Raw genomic sequence first — 4,544 nt, 5'->3', positions numbered from 1 at the left:
ACCTCCGAGAGCACCCGCAGGAAGGCCCTACCAGCCTTCCTGCATCACTACAATCACCACCGACCCCACACCGCCATCGGCGGCCGGCCACCCATCACCAGGTTGACCAACGTCCCTGGGCAGTACAACTAGCCGGTGCGAAGATGACAGAAGCCGACCTGGCCGGCATCGTCGGGGTCGACGCAAAGACGGTCTCTCGGTGGGTGTCCCCCGGGCGGATGCCGCACCCGCGACACCGGCATGCGGTCGCCGCCGCACTGGAGGTCGACGTGGACAACATCTGGCCGGAGGCCGTTCGGAGCACGGTCAAGACTGGGTACGACCGCGAGATCGTCTCGGTGTACCCACACAGGAGCTTCATCCCCCGCACGCTATGGCGAGACCTCATCGCCCACGCCGGTCATGATCTCGTGCTTGCCGGCTACACGTCTTACTTCCTGTGGCTCGACCTGCCCGGTCTCCAGAACACGCTGCGCCGCCGGGCCGAGGCTGGCGCCCGGGTACGGTTCCTCGTCGGCGACCCGGACAGCGCCATCACGACCGATCGGGAGCGGATCGAGGGGGTGCCGCTCACCGTGTCGACGCGGATCCAGGTCACGCTTGACCAGTTGGGCAAGCTTCGAGACCTGGCTCCCCGGGTACAGGGCCGATTCAGCGACAGGCACATCGCCCTGTCCGTGTTCCGGTTCGACAACGACATGCTGGTCTGTACCCACCTCGAAGATCAGATGGGTCACGACTCGCCCACCTGGCACCTACGTCGCCGCCAGGACGGCGGACTGTGGGACCGCTACGCCGCCCACGTCGAGCACCTATGGGACATCGGCAGGGACGTCTGGCCAAGCGAGGAGACGCAGCAGAGGGGGCTAGCTAGCTAGCCAGCTAGCCCTTTGTGGGCTGCAACTTAGCCTGCACCCGTGATCTACCCGCACCAGCCACCTGTCGGCTATCAGGAGATAGCCAACACGCTGCGCGCGGATATCCACAACGGCAAGTTTCGGCCCGGTCGGCGGCTGCCGTCAGAAGGCGCGTTGTCACAGACGTACGGAGTGGCGACCAAGACCGCCCGCGCTGCCCTGAAACAGTTGCGTGATGAGGGCCTGGCCGAGTTGGTACGTGGATACGGTGTCGTCGTACGGGAGGCGGTCGAGCCGCAGCTCATCGTCGCCGAACCGGGATCGCAGGTGTGGGCACGCAACCCGACCCCGGAGGAGCGGCGCGTCCTGGGGATCCCGGAGGGCGTACCGCTGTTGATCGTCCGAGGAACTGACGGGCTGGATGAGGCATACCCGGCGCACAGGTACCGGATCGAGGCGCCGTCGCCCGAGTGATGCCCGGCTGTGGGGGCGCCGTCGTGGGGCTGCGCGGCGCGCCGGACAGCCGCGTACGGCAGCGAATGAGACCACAACTGAGACCGCCGCCCCCGTTACTCGGGCTCGTCAGGCAGCGCGCCTCGGAGCGGGCCACCCGGACGACGACGGGGTTCCGGTGGAGCCGGAAGACTGCGTTCTCGCCCAGGCGGACGAGCTGCGCGCCCGCAGGGTCAAGGCCGACGGCACGACAGGCTTCGGCGCAGGCTGTCCGGGCATTGTCCGGATCGAGAGGTGCGGGTGTGGGGTTCAATGCTCCCGCCCTTCCGCCGCTTGGCTTCCTATGATCCAGGACCGGCCCGATGGTGGGCGGAGGCGTTTGAACGTGCGGCCGACGCGAGGCGCTACCTCCGGTGCCCCGTGGCTCGGCTAGGTCATGAGAGCAGAGTGACTTGAGAGACGACTGAGGCCGGCCCCGTGCGGGACCGGCCTCGACGTACGTGCTGCTCAGGTGAGCGGAGGATACGAGATTCGAACTCGTGAGGGTGTAAACCCAACACGCTTTCCAAGCGTGCGCCCTAGGCCTCTAGGCGAATCCTCCGTCGGACAGGATACAGGCTCCCCGGCGAAGGCCCACCCCGACCGTCCCCCTGAAGATCGCTCGGGGTACCGGGTACACTTGGCGGCACCCCCCGTGCGACGCCCATCTCGTGAACCTCCCCAGGGCCGGAAGGCAGCAAGGATAAGCGAGCTCTGGCGGGTGCACGGGGGGCCTTGTTTACCCCCTGACCAGCCGGAGTCGGCTGAACCCGGCGAGCGTACCGTCGGTCGTCGGCCGCCCCTCCCATGATCGGTCCGGTTCCTCCGGACTGTGGCCGGGCCCGCCCGAATCTCGCATGATCGACGTGGAAATCGTCGGGCGCGCGTGACAACCTGGCACGCGGCAGCGAGGCGACGGGTGGAGAATGGCCCGGTCGAGAGGAGGCGGGACGGGTGGCACTGGCGCTCTACCGCAAGTACCGGCCCCGCACGTTCGCCGAGGTGATCGGCCAGGAGCACGTCACCGAGCCGTTGTCGCAGGCGCTGCGGAGCGGGCGGTTGAACCACGCGTACCTCTTCTCCGGTCCCCGGGGCTGTGGCAAGACCTCCAGCGCCCGGATCCTGGCCCGGTCGCTCAACTGCGAGCAGGGACCGACGCCGGAACCCTGTGGCGTCTGTGGCTCCTGCAAGAGTCTGGCCACCGACGGGGCCGGTTCGATCGACGTCATCGAGATCGACGCGGCCAGCCACGGTGGCGTGGACGACGCCCGTGAGCTGCGCGAACGCGCGTTCTTCGCCCCGGCCAGCAGCCGGTTCAAGATCTACGTCATCGACGAGGCGCACATGGTCTCGACGCAGGGCTTCAACGCCCTGCTCAAGCTGGTCGAGGAACCGCCGGAGTACGTCAAGTTCATCTTCGCCACCACCGAGCCGGAGAAGGTCCTCGGCACGATCAAGTCCCGGACCCACCACTACCCGTTCCGGTTGATTCCGCCGGGCGTGCTCCGCCCGTACCTGGAGCAGCTCGCCTCGGCGGAGGGGGCCAAGATCGAGCCGGCGGTCTTCCCGCTGGTCGTCCGGGCCGGTGGCGGCAGCGCCCGGGACTCGCTGTCGGTGCTCGACCAGCTCATAGCCGGGGCTGGCCCGGAGGGGGTCAGCTACGCCCGCGCGGTCGCCCTGCTCGGCGTGACCGACGCGGCCCTGATCGACGAGATGTGCGACGCACTGGCGGCCGGTGACGGCGCCGCCGCGTACGCCACCGTCGACCGGGTCGCCGAGGCCGGGCACGATCCGCGCCGGTTCGCGTCCGACCTGCTGGAACGGCTGCGGGACCTGATCGTCATCCAGCAGGTGCCCGACGCGGCGGCGAAGGGGCTGATCGACGGCCCGGCCGACCAGATCGAACGGATGGCGGCCCAGGCCGAACGGCTGGGCCCGGCGACGTTGTCCCGCTGTGCCGACATCGTGCACAACGGGCTGGTCGAGATGCGGGGTACGACCGCCCCTCGGCTGCTGCTGGAGCTGATCTGTGCCCGGATGCTGCTGCCCGGCGCGGAGGACTCCACCGGCAGCCTGTTGCAGCGCCTCGAACGGATGGAGCGCCGGCTGACGCTCACCGGCGAGCCAGTGGCTCCCGCTCCCGCCCCGACCTCGGCCCCGGCGACCAGTCCCGGCCGCGCACCGGCTCCACCGCCACCACCGTCAGCACCGCCGGTCGCCACCAGCGATTCATCGGGTACGGGGAGTGGGCCGTCGAGCGTCGCGCCGGCTCCGTCGGCCGGAATTGACGTACGCGCGGCTGCTGGACCCGTGTCGGGCCCGGCGCCGGTCGTGGCGACGGTGGACCCGTCCACCCCGCCCCAGCCGGCTCGGCGGCCGGTGTCCCCGGAGGCGGTGATGCCCGATCCGGTCACGCCGGACCCGATGCCGGCCGGTACGGCACCGGCGGGCGAGTTGGACGCCGCCGCGGTACGCCGGGTCTGGGGTGACGTGGTCGGCATGGTCAACCGGACCAACAAGCGGATCGCCGCTCTGATGCGGGACGCGGTGGTGCGGGACCTCGACGGCACCACCCTGGTGCTGACGGTGAAGTCACCGGTGCTCGCGCAGATGTTGTCCAACTCCGCCAGTGTGCTCACCGACGCCCTCTACGAGGAGCTCGGCGGGCGCTGGCAGATCCGCTGCGAGGTGACCGGCGACAACCGTGGACCCGCCGCGGCTCCGCCCGCGTCGTCCCGGGCGTCGACGAACGGCGCACCGACCCGGGCCGGCGGTGCTGCCGGTTCGGCTGCGTCCGGCGCCGCCTCCCAGGCAATGGCGGCGGGCCGGGAGAGCACGGACGGCGGCGCGAGCGCGGGTGGTGCGCCATCCGGCGGCGACGACGACGATTGGCCTGAACCAGCCCGGCCGGGTGGTGCCACACCGACGGCGTCAGGCGACGAAGACTGGCCGGAGCCGGCCCGGCTGGGTGGTCCCGGCGGAACTCCGGGCACCGACCCGACGGGTACGCCGGACGGCACACCAGCCTCGGCGCACCCGACCGGCAACGGTGGCCCGGCCGCCGGTGGTGGGCGACCGGGCGGCAACGGCACTGTGGGCAATGGCACTGTGGGCAGCGGCGGCGCGGGTGTAAGCAGCGGCGGCGCGGGCGCTGGCAACGGTGGTGCGGGTGGCGGACCCGGCGGGGTGTCCGGC

Annotated in this window: 4 protein-coding genes, 1 tRNA gene and 1 other RNA gene; 5 read left to right on the top strand and 1 reads right to left on the bottom strand. The window is 70.6% G+C overall.

Going from position 1 to position 4,544, the window contains the following annotated elements:
* From I0C86_RS39260 to I0C86_RS39250, 3 genes are all read left to right on the top strand, one after another.
* Positions 1 to 132: integrase core domain-containing protein (locus I0C86_RS39260; RefSeq protein ID WP_196206382.1), on the top strand; the 132-nt coding region annotated here is incomplete at its 5' end.
* A gap of 11 nt (positions 133 to 143) precedes the next feature.
* Positions 144 to 878: a helix-turn-helix domain-containing protein gene (locus I0C86_RS39255; RefSeq protein ID WP_196206381.1), complete on the top strand. Its 735-nt coding sequence runs from the start codon at positions 144 to 146 to the stop codon at positions 876 to 878.
* A gap of 39 nt (positions 879 to 917) precedes the next feature.
* Complete coding sequence (locus I0C86_RS39250) at positions 918 to 1,331, top strand: GntR family transcriptional regulator (RefSeq protein WP_196206380.1); 414 nt, start codon at positions 918 to 920, stop codon at positions 1,329 to 1,331.
* Between the two features lie 495 nt (positions 1,332 to 1,826).
* Here I0C86_RS39250 and I0C86_RS39245 read toward each other — a convergent pair.
* A tRNA-Ser gene (locus tag I0C86_RS39245) sits at positions 1,827 to 1,911 on the bottom strand.
* Between the two features lie 83 nt (positions 1,912 to 1,994).
* On the opposite strand from I0C86_RS39245, the gene ffs reads away from it, so the two are divergent.
* Both ffs and I0C86_RS39235 read left to right on the top strand, forming a co-directional pair.
* Positions 1,995 to 2,089: signal recognition particle sRNA small type (gene ffs / locus I0C86_RS39240), an RNA gene on the top strand.
* A 214-nt stretch (positions 2,090 to 2,303) separates the two neighbouring features.
* A partial coding sequence (locus tag I0C86_RS39235) for a DNA polymerase III subunit gamma and tau (protein WP_196206379.1) occupies positions 2,304 to 4,544 on the top strand: 2,241 nt, incomplete at its 3' end.

This window comes from Plantactinospora alkalitolerans, from assembly GCF_015690345.1.
Classification (GTDB): Bacteria; Actinomycetota; Actinomycetes; order Mycobacteriales; family Micromonosporaceae; genus Plantactinospora; species Plantactinospora alkalitolerans.
Note: the sequence above shows the minus strand (reverse complement) of the source record. Positions and strands in the feature narration are given on the sequence as shown.